Annotated in this window: 14 protein-coding genes; 2 read left to right on the top strand and 12 right to left on the bottom strand. The window is 60.5% G+C overall.

Going from position 1 to position 16,618, the window contains the following annotated elements:
* Positions 1-24: 24 nt before the first annotated feature.
* The 11 genes from ACFQ6H_RS08410 to ACFQ6H_RS08360 form a co-directional block, all read right to left on the bottom strand.
* On the bottom strand, positions 25-1,152 hold the full coding sequence (locus tag ACFQ6H_RS08410) for an NDMA-dependent alcohol dehydrogenase (RefSeq protein WP_378538502.1): 1,128 nt from the start codon (positions 1,150-1,152) through the stop codon (positions 25-27).
* Positions 1,153-1,475: 323 nt separating this feature from the next.
* Positions 1,476-2,774 (bottom strand): DUF222 domain-containing protein, encoded by a 1,299-nt coding sequence (locus tag ACFQ6H_RS08405; protein ID WP_378645359.1) that lies wholly within the window; start codon positions 2,772-2,774, stop codon positions 1,476-1,478.
* A 66-nt stretch (positions 2,775-2,840) separates the two neighbouring features.
* Positions 2,841-3,515 carry a response regulator gene (locus ACFQ6H_RS08400; protein WP_378645356.1) on the bottom strand — a complete coding sequence of 225 codons (675 nt, stop codon included), beginning with the start codon at positions 3,513-3,515 and terminating at the stop codon, positions 2,841-2,843.
* Positions 3,512-4,717: a sensor histidine kinase gene (locus ACFQ6H_RS08395; RefSeq protein WP_378645355.1), complete on the bottom strand. Its 1,206-nt coding sequence runs from the start codon at positions 4,715-4,717 to the stop codon at positions 3,512-3,514. The genes ACFQ6H_RS08400 and ACFQ6H_RS08395 overlap by 4 nt, the downstream gene beginning before the upstream one ends.
* Before the next feature lie 18 nt (positions 4,718-4,735).
* Entirely contained in the window at positions 4,736-6,952 is a 2,217-nt protein-coding gene (locus ACFQ6H_RS08390) for an MMPL family transporter (protein WP_378645354.1), read from the bottom strand.
* A 95-nt stretch (positions 6,953-7,047) separates the two neighbouring features.
* Positions 7,048-7,965, bottom strand: coding sequence for a carbohydrate kinase (locus ACFQ6H_RS08385; RefSeq protein WP_378645351.1), 918 nt, complete (start codon positions 7,963-7,965; stop codon positions 7,048-7,050).
* 95 nt (positions 7,966-8,060) lie between these two features.
* A complete protein-coding gene (locus ACFQ6H_RS08380; RefSeq protein ID WP_378645348.1) occupies positions 8,061-9,155 on the bottom strand; it encodes an ABC transporter ATP-binding protein in 1,095 nt (364 codons plus the stop codon).
* Positions 9,156-9,183: 28 nt separating this feature from the next.
* A complete protein-coding gene (locus tag ACFQ6H_RS08375) occupies positions 9,184-10,050 on the bottom strand; it encodes a carbohydrate ABC transporter permease (protein WP_378645346.1) in 867 nt (288 codons plus the stop codon).
* Positions 10,050-11,000 (bottom strand): carbohydrate ABC transporter permease, encoded by a 951-nt coding sequence (locus ACFQ6H_RS08370; protein ID WP_378645343.1) that lies wholly within the window; start codon positions 10,998-11,000, stop codon positions 10,050-10,052. Before ACFQ6H_RS08370 ends, ACFQ6H_RS08375 begins: the two co-directional genes overlap by 1 nt.
* Entirely contained in the window at positions 10,997-12,349 is a 1,353-nt protein-coding gene (locus ACFQ6H_RS08365) for an ABC transporter substrate-binding protein (RefSeq protein WP_378538478.1), read from the bottom strand. The genes ACFQ6H_RS08370 and ACFQ6H_RS08365 overlap by 4 nt, the downstream gene beginning before the upstream one ends.
* A gap of 63 nt (positions 12,350-12,412) precedes the next feature.
* Positions 12,413-13,411 carry a sugar-binding transcriptional regulator gene (locus tag ACFQ6H_RS08360; RefSeq protein ID WP_378645340.1) on the bottom strand — a complete coding sequence of 333 codons (999 nt, stop codon included), beginning with the start codon at positions 13,409-13,411 and terminating at the stop codon, positions 12,413-12,415.
* A 139-nt stretch (positions 13,412-13,550) separates the two neighbouring features.
* Between ACFQ6H_RS08360 and ACFQ6H_RS08355 the strand changes: the two genes are divergently transcribed.
* Complete coding sequence (locus ACFQ6H_RS08355) at positions 13,551-14,561, top strand: NAD(P)-dependent alcohol dehydrogenase (RefSeq protein ID WP_378645483.1); 1,011 nt, start codon at positions 13,551-13,553, stop codon at positions 14,559-14,561.
* Positions 14,562-14,568: 7 nt separating this feature from the next.
* Positions 14,569-16,041 (top strand): mannitol dehydrogenase family protein, encoded by a 1,473-nt coding sequence (locus tag ACFQ6H_RS08350; RefSeq protein ID WP_378645338.1) that lies wholly within the window; start codon positions 14,569-14,571, stop codon positions 16,039-16,041.
* Here ACFQ6H_RS08350 and ACFQ6H_RS08345 read toward each other — a convergent pair whose 3' ends face one another.
* A complete protein-coding gene (locus ACFQ6H_RS08345) occupies positions 16,042-16,560 on the bottom strand; it encodes a DinB family protein (protein WP_378645336.1) in 519 nt (172 codons plus the stop codon).
* Between the last annotated feature and the right edge of the window lie 58 nt (positions 16,561-16,618).

Raw genomic sequence — 16,618 nt, 5'->3', positions numbered from 1 at the left:
CTGGCACAAGCGTTGCGCTTCCGATCACCAGTCAGCTTCGGTGTACCGGATGACGCCGCGGATGTTCTTGCCATCCAACATGTCCTGGTAGCCGTCGTTCACACCTTCGAGGGTGTAGGTCCGAGTGACCATGTCGTCGAGGTTCAGCCTGCCTGCCTTGTACATCGCGAGGAGGTTCGGCACGTCCTGGCGAGCGTTGCCACCGCCGAAGATGTTGCCCTGAAGATCCTTCTGAAGCATCGACATCAGGAACAGGTTCAGCTTTACGTCCATGTCCGTCAGATGCCCCATTGCGGTGACAACACAACGACCAGCCTTGGCCGTCAGAATCATCGCCTCTTCGACGTACTCACCCTTCATTTCGCCGACGGTGATGATCGTCTTCTGCGCCATGCGTCCATACGTGGCGTCGATGATCGGCTGAATGGCAGCGGCGGCGCTTTCGAACGCATGTGTTGCGCCGAACTTCAGAGCCTGCTCACGCTTCCACGGCACAGGATCGATGGCGAAGATGTAGCGGGCACCCGACGCAACAGCACCCTGCAGGGCACTGATACCGACGCCGCCAACGCCCATGATCACAACGTCTTCACCCGGCTTCACATCAGCGATGTGTGTTGCCGATCCCCAACCGGTGGGAACGCCGCAACCGACGAGTGCTGCAACCTCGAACGGAATGTCCTTGTCGATCTTCACAACCGACGACTGGTTCACGACCATGTAGGGCGAGAACGTCCCTAGCAGGCACATCGGGATCACGTTTTCGCCGCGAGCCTGGATTCGGTAGGTGCCGTCGCTGATGGCCTGGCCGCTGAGCAAGCCCATCCCGAGGTCACACAGATTCTGATGGCCGGCCGAACACGCCGGACAGGTTCCACAAGCCGGAATGAAGGACAGAACGACGTGGTCGCCGACCTCCAACCCCTTGACCTCTGGGCCGAGCTTGGTGATGACGCCCGAACCCTCGTGCCCACCCATGACGGGGAACGACGGCATCGGGGTCGCGCCGGTGACGATGTGGTGATCGGAGTGGCACATTCCGGCCGCTTCCATGCGAATCTGAACTTCGCCGGCTACCGGCTCGCCGATCTCGATCTCCTCGACGGACCACTTCTCGTTGAGGCCCCACAGGATTGCACCCTTGGTCTTCACGTCACTTCACCCTTTCATTCGCACACCCGCATCTATCTCTGTGACCATAGCCACAAATCTACGAAATTGGAACGTGTTCTAACGAAAGATTTTGCGGTGCAGGTCAGCCGTCCAAATGACCTGGCACAACCGGCGTGGCAACGACGAAAAAATGACCCACTGAGTGGGACACGTCTTCCTGCCTCACCGAAATCACAGTCTCGCCGAAACCGCGGTCGCGCCGAAACCACGGTCATCACGAGAGCACGCACCTTGGACTCCGCCTCCGGCAGTCAAGTCGGATGCGGAGCTTGGCGTGGGCTGTTGTGCCTGAGAAGCTGTTCTCAGGTTTTGAAGGTGGTGTTCGCCGGCCTGGGGTGCTGCCCGGGGTCGATCGAGGGCGGCGGGATGAACCAGGGTTTGTTGTCGACGCCGATTCGGATTTCCCATTTTCCGACGAACCAGGATTTTCGGTGCATCAGTCGGTGGTGTGAACGGCAGAGTAGGACAAGGTTGTTCATCACCGTCGGTCCGCCGTTCGCCCAGTGTCGGATGTGGTGCGCATCCGTCCACGCCGGTACGCATGTGCAGCCGGGGAAGGCGCAGCCCTTGTCTCGGGCGATCAGGGCGACGCGTTGTTCGGCGTTGACCAATCGTTTTCCGGGTTTCGCGTCCAACGGCGCGCCGTGAGCGTCGAGTAGGACGGTCGAGAGGAAGCAGTCGCACCCGAGAAGTCTGGTCTGAGACACCGACAGCGGCCCGAGCCACGGCATGTGCCCGACATCGAGATCAGACGGGGACTCTTCACCATCAGTTGGTGTTGCGGCGCAGTCCCGATGCTCGGCAAGGTCACGCGCGTTGATGTGCACATTCACATGCGGACGTTGGCCGCCATCGGTACCGGTCTTGGCGCAGTCCAGATACCGGCGGATCAGCTCGGTGAACCCGTCCGCCGTCCGCTTCGCCGCCGACCGAGCATCGGGGGTTCCGTCCGGCGCCGGGGTCGGCATCGTCAGATTCGACAACGCCGATAACAGCATTTCACCGGTGAGAGCGTCGAAATCCCCACGAACCACCACCCGACCGTTCAACGTCGAGGCGATACGGAGCTCGTTCCGATCCACATCTTCGGCAGGTGGAATCTCATCGGACTCGAACACCCGCTCCAAGGTCGCGATAACGTGCCGCACCTTCGTCGTCGTCGCCTCCACCCCCGAGGCTGCCGCAAGCAGCAGGTCGATACAGCGAGGTAGCGCCTCGTCCGGCATCCCCTTCGGCGGGGATTCGCAGAACGCCACGATCAACACTGCGTGATCGAACGAGCAATCCCCACAATCGAATCTCGCTGCTACCGCGGGAAACGGCCGCAACGCTGCACCCAACGCGGCGATCTTCTTCCCGTCACGAACCTGCAGCATCGTGTTTGCCGCCAACCACGCACCGACGCCGCGGCTGGCAATCACCTGATCATCGAGGCGCAACGACAGTTCGTCCACTACCGCTACCCGCACCGCTTCCAGCCGAAGAATCTCCGCACTCGCCTCGACAGCAGCGGCGCGCAACTCAGCAGCAGATAACCGCCACAGGCGTCCGCGTAACCCCACCGCAGAACCAGACACCACGTCCGACAACAAGACACTCATAGAATCCCCCGATCCCCACCCTCTACAATAGTCGAACACACGTTCGAGTCAAGAGGGTTTATCGAATCAATCCACCGAGCGTCCCGGAACCACCAGACCGCATTGATAGGCCAGAACCACCAACTGTGCGCGGTCACGGACATCAAGTTTTGTCATCGCCCGGTTCACGTGCGTTTTTGCCGTGACAGCGCTGATCACCAACTCCGCGGCGATCTCGTCGTTGGACATCCCCATAGCAACGAGAGTTACCACCTCGAGTTCACGCGGCGTCAATTGACCGAAGATCCCAGAAGCCGAGTCTGCCCGCGAAGGGATGGAAAGGAATCGAGTAATCAACGCACTGGTCGCCATCGGCGACAACAACGAGTTGCCACTTGCGACCGTCCGAACAGCATCCAGCAGATCTTCAGCCCGGATCCCTTTGCCGATAAAGCCGCTGGCACCCGCCCGGATCGCCTGTGCCACATGCTCATCCACCTCGAATGTCGTCAGGATCAACACGTGTACGTCGGACAAATCCGGATGATCGGCGATCATGGCGGTTGCTTCGACACCGCTGGTGCCCGGCATTCGAATATCCATGAGTACAACGTCAGGTCGGTGTTCGAGCGCTGCCTGGAATGCCTGCTCTCCGTTCGCCGCCTCGGCGACCACCTCCATGTCGTCTTCCGAACCGATGAGCAGTGCAAGCGTTTGCCGAAAGAGCGCCTGATCGTCCGCCACTACCACCCGAACAGTCACAGCGATTCCTCACGCCGAGAACCGCTCGACACTGACACAAGCGGAAGTTGCGCGTCCACACGAAATCCCCCGTCCGCGCGGAATCCTGCTGACACCTCGCCTCCCATTGCCTGAGCCCTCTCCTTCATTCCCAGCAGTCCGTACCCGGGTGGCGAAGTCGAAGGCACTGCTGTTCCGGAGTTTTCGACTGTCAACACCAGCACCTCGGCTTCGTACGACAACGACACGGTAACGGCTCCTGGCAGCGCATGCTTGCTCGCATTCACGAGTGCCTCCTGGATAATTCGGTACGCCGTGAGATCTACTGCGGGTCCGAGTGGGCGCACAGAACCCACAGCGCGCACCTCGACTTCCATTCCTGCACTGACGAATTGATCCACCAGTGCCGGTAGATCCGAAAGCCCCGGAGCGGGCTTCATCGAGCGATCGCCGTCCTGCGCATCACGGAGGACACCAACGGTGGCCCGAATCTCGTCCAGTGCGGCCTTGGATGTTTCTTCCACTCCGCGTAGTGCAGTCGTCGCTTTCTCCGGGTCTTTCCCGATCAGGTGCGACGCGACCCCAACTTGCAGATTGACCAATGCAATGTGGTGCGCGACGACGTCGTGCAGGTCTCGCGCTATCCGCATCCTTTCTTCGACGACCCGGTGTCGAGCCTCGTCCTCGCGCATTCTTTCCGCTTGCACCGCACGCTCTTCGACGGACTCCAGATATGCACGGCGAGAACGGACCTCAGCGCCGGCGAAACTCGCCATCAGCAACCAAGACAACAACCCCAGCGCTTCCTGGAGGAGGTTGTTTCCCACTCCCAGGAAAATCGTGACAAGCATCAGCGATCCGACTGTGATTGTCGCTGCGAAAAAGGTCTTCCGGCGGTCACTCGTGCTGGCAACGTAATAGAGGCACACCATCGCCGCCGAACCTGTGCCGGCATTCGGCGGCGCCGAGAGCGCAATCATCAAAACGCCGAGAAGCACTGCCACCGCGAGTGCCGAGAAAGGATAGCGCCTTCGGAACACGATGGTTGCTGCTGCGATAGCTGTCACGACAACTCCCACAACCGTGACCTCGCGGGTGTCATTGCCGTCGAGCGCGATGCGGTGCGCCGTCCACGTGGCAAGGAGCACGAGGATGGTCAGTGCCAGGTCGATGGTGCGCGGGTGTTCCGCACACCATCGACCCCACGTCGAAGTCGAGGTCATCGATCTACCGTATCCGGATCACACCGACAACTTGTCGTTCGCGGGCTCAGTGGAATCCTTCGAATCTGCGAGCAGCGCAGTCAACTGCTCCCCCTCGACATCGACGTTCGGGACCAACCGGTCCAGCCAAGCTGGGAACCACCATGCCTTCGAGCCCAACAGGGACATGACGGCCGGAACGACTGTCATGCGAATCACGAAGGCGTCGAACAGAACCGCGAACGAAAGTCCGAGTCCGATCTGCATGATGAAGGCGTCGCCACCGAAGATGAAGCCCGCGAAAACGGCGATCATGATGAGCGCCGCGGCCGTGACCACTCGGGCACCCTGGTCGAAGCCCTTCACGACTGCTTCGTCCGGTCCGTCGCCGTGGACGTACGCTTCACGCATTCTGGTCACCAGGAACACCTGATAGTCCATCGCCAACCCGAAGACGATGCCAATCATGAAGATGGGCAACATCGCGACAACTGATCCGGTTTGACCTTCGATTCCGAGAATCCCGGCGAACCAACCCCACTGGAAGATCGCGACCAGCACACCGAACGTCGCGCCGATGGAGAGCAGAAATCCGAGAGTTGCCTTGAGCGGTACCAGTATCGAGCGGAATACCAACATCAAGAGGATGAAGGCGAGGCCGACGACCAATGCGAGGTAAGGAACCAGGGCATCGGCCAGGCGGTCCGAGACGTCGATCGTCAAGGCTGTCTGGCCGGTGACCGACATCGTGGCCCCGGTCTCGTCGGTCAGCGATCCGGCGACCGCACGAATATCGGCAACGAGCGCCTTGGTTGCCTCGGTTTCCGGGCCACTCGACGGAACCACTGTGATGACTGCTGTGTCACCGGCCTGATTGAGCGCGGGCGGCGTCACTGCCGCCACGTCGGGCAGAGCACCGAGTTTCTCTTGGGCCCCACTCAATGCCGATGCCGGATCTGCGGCGTCGGCAACGTCTACGACCACCATCAGCGGACCGCTGAACCCGGCACCGAATCCCTCGGAAAGTCGGTCGGTGGCTCGGGCGGCAGTGGTGTCAGGCACCAGTGGGCTCGCCAAGCTCAGGTTGATGCCGAAGGTGGGGATCGCCAGCAATCCCAGCCCGAGGACTGACGCGAGCAAAACCGGAACTCGACGCCGGATCACGAACTTGGCCCATCGCGAGCCTGCGCCTTCCTTCGTTTTGCGATGCGTCAACTGACCACCGGACGCAAGCAGGCGACGATCGGATCGGCTCAGAACGCGCGATCCTGCAAATCCAAGCGTGGCGGGCAGCAGAGTCAGTGAAATCACCACGGCAACAGCAACTGCGAACGCCGCAGCCAGACCCATGCTCGTCAGGAACGGGATGTTCACGACGAACAATCCTGCCAGTGCGATGAGCACGGTCAACCCCGCGAACACTACGGCCGATCCCGCTGTCCCGGCTGCGCGGCCCGCTGCGATTTCGGGATCATGTCCGTCACGTAGTTCTGAGCGGTAGCGCGAGACGATGAACAGCGAGTAGTCGATCGCCACGGCCAGACCCAGCATCATTGCCAGGACGGTTGTGCTCGAACCCAATTCGATGAAGCCCGTTGCGATGGTGATCGTGCAGATCGCGATGCCGATGCCGATGAGTGCACTGATCAACGGAAGCCCTGCGGCCACCAACGAACCAAAAGTGACCGTCAGGACCACTGCGGCGATCGCGACGCCGATCACTTCGCCCATCGATTCGGCACTGCTTTCCATCAGCACGTTGCCGGCGACATCGACCGCCAGTCCCGAACCCGCAGCGTCGTGGACTGCGGACTCGAGCAGTTTTTTCGAGCTGTCCGGCAAGTCCATCGAGTCGGCGGTATAGGAGACCTGCATGTATCCGATCGTCCCAGTCGACGACACTCCCCCGGAGGCATACGGATCCGATACCGCTGCAACCTCGGGATCCTTCCCGAGCGCAGAGACCAAGTCACTGACGGATTGTCGAATCGCCGGATCGGTGAGCGTCGTGCCCGCAGGAGATTCGAAGACGATGCGAGCACTGGCTCCGTCGGTGGACGATTGCGGGAATCTTTCAGCCAGAAGATCTTGCGCCGCTTGCGATTCGGTGCCCGGTATCGACAACGTGTTGACCGTCGGACCGGACAGCGTTGCTGCGCCCACTCCGCCCGCCACCAGCAGGACGAGCCAGAAGCCCACCATCGCCCAGCGACGCCGAAACGCAAGTCTCGAGAGTTTGTACAGAAATATCGACATGCGTATCACTGTGCCGATACACGACCCCGTCGCACATCGTGCACAGGTAGACACTTACGCGTACTGCGCTCGCAGTAGGGCGGTGGTCCTCAGGGCTAGCCGATCAGGCCCAACTCCCTCGACCACGGCGGATCCGCCCCCGGTCGCGACACCGTGACGGCTGCCGCGCGCGCAGCGAAGATCAACGCAGCCGTCCAATCGGACTCGGAAAACCCACGCAGAACTGCGGCGTCGAGTGCGTCGTGTCGATCAAGGTAAGCCAACAGGGCTCCGTGTATCGTATCGCCCGCACCGATCGTGTCCGCGACGTCAACCGCGGGCGCCGACACCGAAACATCGAGTTCGCTGGTGATCAACCGCAACCCATCACCACCACGGGTGAGCAGCACAGCGCCGACGCCTTCGTCCAGCCACTCGGTGCCGTCGACCGAACCCAACCACTGGGCGTCGTCGTCGCTCACCTTGAGAATGTCGATGGACGGTAACCACGACCGAAACCGTCGTCGATAGGCGTCTGGGTCGGCGATCACCGCCGGGCGAATGTTGGGGTCCACCATGGTAAGTCGACCGCGGGCATGAGCTTCGTGCAGCATCGCTTCGTAGGCAGAGGCGCCGGGCTCGAGCACCAGCGACAACGTTCCGAACGAGAACGCCCGAGCAGAGGGAAGTTTCGGCAGCGCAAACTGTCGATCCGCCGTTCCCTCGAGATAGAAGGAGTACCGCGCTCCCCCGTCCGCAGCAAGATTCACGACGGCCAAAGTTGTCGGCTCGGGTCCGCGTTCGACTCCGGTTGTGTCGACGTTCGACGCGGCCAGCGAGTCGATCATCCGATCTCCGAACGCGTCGGTGGACAAGCGAGAGACGAATCCCACGTCAGAGCCGAGTCGACCTAGTGCGATCGCAACGTTGAACGGCCCCCCGCCCAATTTGGGCGAGAAGCTATCCCCCACCGGCACCAGATCGACCAGTCCCTCACCACACACCACGACGGATCGTTCGCGTGTATCACTCATCGGTAGACCCTAACCTTCTTGCCAATCGACGATGGATGTGACCTGCTCGGCACGAACGAATTCGGGTGCCGAGCAGGTCACGATTGTGGAGGGGTTCAGCTACCCACGCGCTCGCCGGTCGTGGGGTCGAAGAGGTGAACAGGACCGTCCACCCGCTCGAATCCGAGCGTCTGGCCGTACTGCAACTTCGATCGCCCGCCGGTGCGTGCGACGAGCGAAATCGGATCGGATTCCGTGCCGGGTACGTGCGCGTAGATGTACGACTCGTTGCCCAGTTCCTCGACCAGGTCGATCTGAGCTGCGATTCCGTCTCCGGCCGCGACCACCTGGAATTGTTCAGGCCGAATTCCCACGGTGACCGAACTCAGACCGGCTGCGGCGATTGCCGTCATCTGCTCGCGGTCGAGCGGAACTTCGACGGCACCGAAGCGGACGCCACCCGAACTGACCGGCACCGTCACCAAGTTCATTCCCGGAGATCCGATGAATCCGGCAACAAACGCATTGGCGGGCCGATCGTAAAGTTCAGTCGGAGAGGCGAACTGCTGCAACTTACCGCCCTTGAGCACGGCCACGCGATCACCCATCGTCATCGCTTCCACCTGATCGTGTGTGACGTAGACGGTGGTGGTTCCTAGACGTCGCTGCAATGCCGCGATCTGCGTGCGAGTCTGGACGCGCAGCTTGGCGTCGAGGTTGGAAAGCGGCTCGTCCATGCAGAACACTTGCGGTTCACGAACGATGGCGCGGCCCATCGCAACTCGCTGCCGTTGACCGCCGGAAAGCTTGGCCGGTTTGCGGTCGAGATACTCCGTCAAGTCGAGAAGTTTGGCCGCTTCCGCAACTTTCTTCTTTCGCTCCTCGACGGGCACACCGCGCATCTTCAGCGCGAACCCCATGTTCTCACCGACGGTTTTGTTGGGGTAAAGCGCATAGTTCTGGAAGACCATCGCGATGTCACGGTCCTTCGACGGGACATCGGTCATGTCCTTGCCGTTGATGGTGATCGCGCCCGAATCGATGTCCTCGAGCCCCGCCAACATGCGTAGTGCCGTGGACTTTCCGGAACCCGACGGACCGACGAGCACGATGAATTCACCGTCGTTGATGTCGAGATCGAGTGAATCGACAGCGAGAGTGCCGGCACCTTCGTAGATGCAAGACGCTTTCTGGTACGAGATTTTAGCCATGACGAACTCCTGAGAAGGGTGAGGAGAATTATTTGATTGCACCGAAGGACAGGCCGCGCACCAGTTTGTTCTGGGCGAACCAACCGGCCAAGATGACGGGCAATGCCGCCATGGTCGCTGCCGCGGACAGCCGAGCCCAGTACAGGCCCTCGCCCGTGATGAACCCGACCAAGAAGACCGGAATCGTTTGTGCTTGAACAGCTGTCAGATTGACGGCGAAGAAGAACTCATTCCACGAGAAGATCACACAGATCAGTGCGGTGGCAGCGATGCCGGGTGAGATCAGAGGCAGGATCACCTCGCGAACCGACGTCCACAGGCTGGCACCGTCCATGCTTGCCGCCTCGAGAAGTTCGCCGGGAACCTCCAGAAAGAAGGAGCGCATCATCCACACCGCGATCGGCAGATTCATCGAGGTGTACAGGATGACCAGGGCCCAGACGTTGTCGAGCAGGCCGATGTCGTTGACGATCACGTACAGCGGCACGATCGCTGCGACGACGGGGAGCATCTTCGTACTGATGAAGAAGAACAGAACGTCCTGGGTCTTGGCGACCGGTCGGAGCGACAAGGCAAATGCCGCCGGAACACCAAGTAGCAGAACCAGAATGGTCGACATTCCCGTGGCGAAGGCAGAGTTCGCCAGTGTCGTACCGAGGCCGGAGTCGAGGACGGCTCGGAACTGCTCGAGGGTCGGGGTGAAGAACAGCTTCGGCGGATCGGTGTACGCGTCCGCCTCGGTCTTGAACGCGGTCAGGACCATCCAGAAGACAGGAAAGAAGAACCCGAGGGCCGCGATCCACGCCACGACCGACCACGGACTGAACTTACCGCTCTTTTTCTTCTTGACGACGGGCTTGTCGGTCGTCGCACTTGTCGTCTCTACGGCAGTCATCACGCCGCCTCCTCGTTGCCGGTGAAGCTCTTGAAGATCAGTCGAAGCGCAAGCGTGGACACGATGATGGTCGCGATCACTGTCACGACGCCCATCGCCGCGGCTTGACCGACGTCGAAGCCGAGGAACGCGCGCTGGTAGATGTAGAACGGCAGGTTCGAACTGGCCACTCCGGGCCCACCCGACGTCATCATGTACACCGCGTCAAAGGTGTTCACGAGGTAGATCGCGCCGAGAACTGCACCGAGTTCGATGAATCGACGCAGGTGCGGCAGAGTCAGTTCGCGGAACAGCGCAAAAGGCTTGGCTCCGTCCACCCGTGCGGCTTCGAGGATGTCTCGGGGCATGGACTGCAAACCGGCCAGAATGAGCAGCATCATGAAGGGCGTCCACTGCCAGATCAGATTGATCATGACCGCGGCGAGCGGAAACTTGCTGACCCAGTCGACCTGGCCGACACCGAAAGGCTGGAGGACGAAGTTCACGATCCCGAATACCGGATCGAACATTGTTGTCTTCCACAGCAATGCACCAGCGACGGGAGTTATGAGGAAGGGCGTGATCAGCAGCGTTCGTACGATGCCGCGACCGAGGAAGGCTCGGTCGAGTAGCAGCGCCAAGGCAAGTCCGAGGATCACCGAAACGATGACCGTACCCACGATCATGATGACCGTGTTGACCGCGACTTCCCGAAACTGACTGTCCTTGAACACATCGATGTAGTTGTTGAACCAGTTGAAGTGCCGCGATCCCGGCCGGACAAGATTCCAGGATTGCGTGGAGTAGTAGAGAGTGAACAGAAAGGGAATCTGCGTGACGACGATCGAGAAGATCAACGCCGGCAGCAACGGACCTCGACGACGCCAACCCTCGGCACGAGAGATCTTCTTGTCGATACGAACCGGCGGTGCGTCGTCCACCGTGGATCTGAGCTCAGCAACCGTAGTCATCGGTTCTCCTGATAGGTCTTGCCGACCACCTCGGCATACTGCTGCGATTGTTCGAGTGCTTCTTTCACACTCTTCTGACCCGCGATTGCCGCGCTGATCTGCTGGCTCACGCGAGTGCCCAGATCCTGGAACTCAGGGATGGTGAGGAACTGGACGCCGGTGTATGGAACCGGTTGCACTGTCGGGTTTTTCGGGTCTGCATTGTTGATCGATTCGAGGGTGATCGGACCGAATGCCTTTGCAGCTTCCTGGTACTCCGGAATCTCGTAGGTCGAAAGGCGGCTTCCCGGAGGGACTCTCGACCAACCGAGTTCAGTGCCGACTTTTTGGATGTAATCCTTGTTCGTCATCCAGGAGATGAACTTCCAGGCATCGTCTTTGTTCTGTGCCGACTCCGGGATTCCGAGCGCCCAGGTGTAGAGCCATCCGGGATCGGACTTCTCGACCTTCGGGGCCTTCGCATATCCGATGTTGCCGACCACCTTCGACGATGCGGGATCTTCGAGCACCGACACAGCCGAGGTCGCGTCGTACCACATCGCCGTGTTGCCTTGCGCGAATTGTGTTGCGCATTCGCCGAACCCACTTGTTGCAGGCCCCGGCTGGCCGTGCTCCTTGACGGTGTCCACGTAGAACTGAACGGCCTCCTCGACCTGCGGACTGGTCAACTGCGCATTCCAGTTCTCGTCGTACCAGCGTCCGCCGAAAGTGTTGATCACTGTGTTGAGCGGCGCGAGAACCTCGCCCCAGCCCGGCTTTCCTCGCAGGCAGATTCCGGACATCTTGGCATCAGGGTTGTCGAACTGCTCTGCCCAACCTGCAACTTCCTGCCACGTCGGGTCTTCTGGAACTGTGATCCCCGCCTGATCGAACAGGTCTTTGCGATACATCAGGAACGACGACTCCCCGTAGAACGGCACCGCATACATGCTGTCCTCGTACGACAGTGAAGCCTTGATGGACGGTATGAAATCGTCCTCGTCATAACCTGGTGTCTTGTCCGCGTACTCGGACAGGTTCGTGAGCCAACCGTTCGCGGCCCACTGGGGCGTCTCGTAGTTGCTGATCATCACGACGTCGAACTCGCCGCCACCGGTGGCCGTCGACGCTGTGATCTTGGCGCGGGCCTGGTTCTCGGAAAGGCTGACGAATTTGAGGTCGATGCCGGGGTTCTCGGCTTCGAAAGCCGGAGCCAATTTGATCGCGTCCTGCATCTGCGAGTTCGACACCATCGCAATGGTGACTGTTCGTTCGCCGGAACCACCGAGCGCACCAGCACCCGCACATCCCGACACCAGGAGGCAGAGCGCCGCAGCGGCAGCGCCCCACACTCGTCTTCCTGTTTTCACGGATTACCTTCCTTCACACTTGCGTGTCAGTCGCGCGCTCGGACAGCGAAACTCGTGAGAGCGCTACCCTTCGAGCAGCCACTGGGCGCACTCGACATCGGTGACGAGTACGTTTGCCAAACCTCCGCGCAATGCGCCCAGAACGGCCTGGCGTTTGTGTGTTCCCCCCGAAATCAGAATTGTCTGATCGCAGGATTTCACTGCGTCGAGCGGGACGGAGACCGTCCGCTCAGGCAGTGGCCCCTCCACTGGATTTCCGTCGATCGTGTAGAAACGGCCGCCGATCTCACCGACAGCCCCTCGACTTTCCAACTCGTCCAGCATGGTCGAGTCGACGAAACTGCCGGCAAACAAAGTCGTGGCCGTCGAAACAGCACCAACTCCGAAAACCATGATGTCGGAATCTGTTCCAGCCTTCAGTGCCTTCGAGATGACCGAGTCGTTTCGCATCGACTCCACCGTTGCTGGATCGGCATATAGCGGAGCATTGAGGCGAATAGGATTGGCCTGCAACTGTTGTGCGCATCGGCCGATGGTGAAGTCGACACCGGTTTGGTAGTCGGTCACCGTCATGGAGCCGTCAAGTTGTACCACAGCCGAGCACTTCGCCGCCTTGTCTGGCAAAGAACCTGCTACCGCAACGGTTTCCGGGCCCCACGTGAATCCGAGCACGCTCGACGGCTGCAGGCGGCGAACCAGAACTTCCGCTGCACGTCGGCCGAGCGCATCGAAGTCCGGATCGTCCGAGTCCGAATTCGCTTCGGGGACAATCAACACTTCGGCCAACCCGAAGTGCTTCTCCAGCTTCGATTCCAATTCCGTGTTCACCGAACCTTCGAGCTCGGGCGGAACCAAAATCTCGACCCTGACCAAACCTTGCGTCCGCGCCCTGGCCAACAGTCGCCCGGCCGTAGGCCTCGAGACGCCCAACTTTGCTGCAATCTCGGCTTGAGTAGCGCCTTCGAGGTGATACATGGTCGCAGCCCGCAACGCGAGCCGCACATCCTCGGAAGCAGGCAACTTCGACGGCTTGAGTCCTGTGGGCTGAGCCGACTGGTTCACACGGTCTCCTTATGCATCAGGTTCAAAGTTTCTCGATCGTGAGCAGATGCTCACTAGATGTTCTTATGCTCATTAAGCTAACATCTAGGTTGTGACCCACACAACAGTTTCCGGAGAATCCTTCGATCTACCTGCGACAATTCGGGCAAATGTCCTCGTTGAGACCGGAAAGATGCAGATGGTCGAGAGACCGCGACCGTCCCCGAAGGCCGGTGAAGTTCTCGTCCGCATCCACGCCGTGGGCGTGTGCGGGTCGGACGCGCACTACTTTCGCGAAGGCCGCATCGGCTCTTACGTCGTCAACGCACCCCTCGTTCTCGGACATGAGGCATCGGGACGCATCGCCGCAGTCGGCGACGACGTCGATCCGGGACGCGTCGGGCAGCGCGTCTCCATCGAACCTCAGAAGCCTGATCCGACAAGTCCCGAATCAAAGGCAGGCAGATACAACCTCTGCCCTCACATGGAGTTCTTCGCAACACCTCCGATTGACGGTGCACTCACCGACTACGTCACGATCGGTGCCGACTTCGCCCATCCAGTCGCAGATTCGGTGTCCTACGAAGCAGCTGCGCTGTTCGAGCCACTGTCAGTAGGAATCGCCTCAGCCCAGAAGGCAGGGATCACGGCTGGCTCTCGAGTGCTGATCGCCGGCGCCGGTCCGGTAGGAATCGTGACGACGCAGGTGGCCAAGGCATTCGGCGCCACGGAAGTCATCGTCTCGGACATCGATGCGGCCCGGCGTGATGTGGCACTGAAATTCGGCGCAACTACGGTCGTAGATCCCCGCGAAAGCGACGTACGCTCTCTCGCCGTCGACGCATTCATCGACGCTTCGGGTGCCACGGCCGCCGTAATCGACGGCATTCACGCCGTTCGGCCGGCTGGGACAGTCGTTTTGGTCGGAATGGGTGCCGACGAGATTCCGTTGCCGGTCCCGATCATCCAGAACCGCGAACTGATTCTGACCGGGGTGTTCCGATACGCCAATACGTGGCCGATCGCCGCCGCACTGGTCGCCGCCGGCCGGGTCGATCTGGATTCGATGGTCACTGCACGCTTTTCACTCGAACAGTCGCAAGAGGCCCTGGTGGCCGACCGCATTCCCGGCAGCATCAAAGCCGTAGTCATCGTCGCCGAAGGAGACTAAAACTTTCATGGAACTCAATACGAAGACCTTGCACGACTTCGACACTTCACTCCAAGTGCCGAACTACGACCGGAGCAAAGTCACTACCGGCATAGTGCATTTCGGTGTCGGCGGCTTTCACCGTGCACACCAGGCCATGTACATCGATACTCTCCTGCGACGTGGCGAGGGCTTCGACTGGGGAATCTGCGGTGTGGGAGTGATGCCGTCGGACAAGCGAATGAGAGACGCACTCCGAGCACAGGACGGCCTCTACACCCTGGCACTCAAGCATGCAGACGGAACGCTCGAGGGCCGGGTCATCGGGTCGATAGTCGAGTACCTGTTCGCTCCAGACGATCCGCAGGCGGTGATCGAGAAGATGGCATCCGAATCGACGAAGATCGTCTCCCTCACCATCACCGAGGGCGGGTACAACATCTCGGACAACACGGGAGAGTTCGACTCGTCCAATCCCGATGTGGTGCACGACCTCGAACCAGGAACACTCCCCCGCACCACCTTCGGTCTGATCTGCGCTGCACTCGCACTCCGTCGAGACCGGGGTCTGACACCGTTCACGATCATGAGTTGCGACAACATCGAAGGCAACGGATCAGTCGCGAGGAAGGCTTTCGGAGCCTTTGCTGCCCTGAAGGATCCCGAACTTGAGGAGTGGATCGAAAAGAACGGCGCCTTCCCCAACTCCATGGTCGACCGGATCACACCCGTCACGACAGCCGAGGTAACCACAGAGATCGCCGAGACGTTTGGCGTCGAAGATCAGTGGCCGGTTGCGGCGGAACCCTTCACCGCGTGGTTCCTCGAGGACGAGTTCACATCAGGCAGGCCCCCTTTGGAGAATGCCGGCGTGAATCTGGTGCCGGACGTTCGCCCGTACGAACTCATGAAACTGCGCCTTCTCAACGCCAGCCATCAAGGCATCGCGTACTTCGGCTACCTTGCCGGATACCGCCTGGTCCACGAGGCATGCCAGGACGAACTCTTGTCAGGGTTCCTGCTCGACTACATGAATCTCGAAGCGACGCCGACCCTTGACCCGGTACCCGGCGTCGACCTCGATCAGTACAAGAAGACCCTCATCGAACGATTCTCGAACCCTCACGTCCGCGACACGATTGCGCGCCTGTGTGCCGAGTCGTCCGATCGAATTCCCAAGTGGCTGTTGCCCGTCATTCGGGAGCAACTCGACGCCGGCGGGTCGATCAACCTGTCCACGGCCGTTGTCGCCAGCTGGGCCCGCTACGCCGAGGGCACAGACGAGAATGGCGACCCCATCACCGTCGTCGATCAGATGGCGGACACTCTGGTACCTCTCGCACAAAAACAGTCGAGCGATCCACTGGCCTTCATCGGGAACCGCCAAATCTTCGGCGATCTCGTGGACGACCGCCGATTTGTCGCAAGCTTCCGAAAGACTCTCGACTCGTTGCACTCCGTCGGAGCCAGAAAAACTCTCGAGGAGGTACGTGGGCTCTGACTACGCCGATACGTCGTGGAGGTGATGGATCGGATCGTGAATGAAGTAGGCCGCCAGCGATTCGACGGTGAACGCCGATCCGTCACTGCGGAGGCCCCGTCGTTGGCGGCCACCCTCCGGCACGGTTTCGAAGGCGTTCGCGACCTCCGCGGCAGCGTCCGACAATTCCGATGCCACCGTTGCCGGATCTTGGTCGTTGTATCGCTCGGCCTCAGCTGTTGCGTCCTGATCCCAGTTCTCGAATCTCGGATCGTCGAATTCGAGCATCTGTTCCAACCGCACCTTGAAGATCCTGAACACGTCGCGCACGTGGGCGGAATATTCCAACGCCGACCATGTTTCGCTGTCTGGCCGCACCGTCACGTTCTCGCGTTCGAGCACTGCAGCCCAGGAGGCGGCGTTGGCACGCACCAGATCGGGAACGTCCGTGAATGCGACGCTGGATGAATCGAACCCACACTCGGTGCATGGGCGTTCGAGGACCCAGGTCCAATTCTTTGTGTCCGGGGTGATCGGCATGGATCGAGAATAGTCCGCCAGAGCGGAGTCAGTCTGTTTTGATTGGCCGATGAAACGA

Origin of the sequence: Rhodococcus sp. NPDC056506 (assembly GCF_042794945.1) — a bacterium.
Classification (GTDB): domain Bacteria; phylum Actinomycetota; class Actinomycetes; order Mycobacteriales; family Mycobacteriaceae; genus Rhodococcus_F.
The sequence above is the reverse complement of the archived record's forward strand: the minus strand, read 5'-3'. Positions and strand labels throughout refer to the sequence as shown.